Genomic DNA, 1,121 nt, shown 5'->3' on the forward strand with positions numbered 1-1,121 from the left:
TATGGCAGTACATAAAGGAAGGACGGATGGCCTGGCCTGTGACGTGGGTTGTGGTGTTGGGGACACTGCCAGGGGTCTTTATCGGATATTACGTGCGGGTGCATTATCTGCCTGACCCCAAACCGTTTAAGCTCTTTGTGGGATGCGTGTTGCTGTATATCGGCAGCAGACTATTAAAGGGGCTTTTTCCTGGCAGGACAGACCCCGCTGCCACTGCCGCAAACGCCCTCGAGGCTAAGTTTAAGCTCAAGGCGGAACAGATCAGCCAGCAACAGAGCCGGCGCATGGCAGCAGGGTTGCCGCCGGAGGCCGTCATAAAGACCGTGTCGATATCCTTGCGGCGGATCGAATATGAGTTCTGGTCGGAGCGATTTTCGTTTAACCCCCTTAGTATGTTTGCCCTGGCCCTTGTTGTCGGGGTAATCGGCGGGGCATACGGCATTGGTGGTGGGGCGATCATTGCCCCGTTCTGCGTGGCCGTGTTTCACCTGCCAGTATACACGATAGCGGGGGCGGCTCTGATGGGAACGTTTATAACTTCGTTTGTCGGGGCGGTGTTTTTCACCCTCATACCGATGGCAACCGCAGGGGTGCACGCAACTCCGGACTGGATGCTGGGTGCACTCTTTGGCATTGGCGGTTTTGTGGGCATGTACATCGGGGCTCGACTGCAAAAATTTGTTCCACAAAAATACATCAAACTGCTCGTCGGACTGCTCATCGTTATGCTCGCACTGAGATACATCACACAGTTCTTCTTTTAGCCATGAGTACCATGTCATGCTCAAATGTACAGCCTGCACACAAGCCCGGATTTCGACATCAGGCACAAAAACAACACCACGCCATTTCTCTGTATTGTTATCCCCTGCCCTGTCTTTGAACCTGCCCAAAATGGCGCCTTGTCAATTTCTTTTCTCAGGGGTAAACTAAGCAGAAGAGCATAAGTAGCTATAACGTAATTCACCCAATTAAGGAAAGAAAGGGGCGGCTCCGCCCCCCTTCAGAACCCCCCGCAAGGGGACCAGTCCCCTTGACCCCGTAAAAATGCCACGTATTTTGTATTTAATCCAATCGAAATCTGCTATATCATTCTGAGGGTAAACTCTGCTAAAATAATA

The 1,121-nt window shown here is 51.8% G+C and carries 1 protein-coding gene; it reads left to right on the forward strand.

Features of this window, described 5'->3' with window-relative positions:
* Window positions 1-764: sulfite exporter TauE/SafE family protein (locus HWQ67_RS19290; RefSeq protein WP_218254320.1), on the forward strand; the 764-nt coding region annotated here is incomplete at its 5' end.
* Window positions 765-1,121: the final 357 nt, after the last annotated feature.

The sequence above is a fragment of the Candidatus Magnetobacterium casense genome, from assembly GCF_019173545.1.
Taxonomy (GTDB): Bacteria; Nitrospirota; Thermodesulfovibrionia; order Thermodesulfovibrionales; family Magnetobacteriaceae; genus Magnetobacterium; species Magnetobacterium cryptolimnobacter.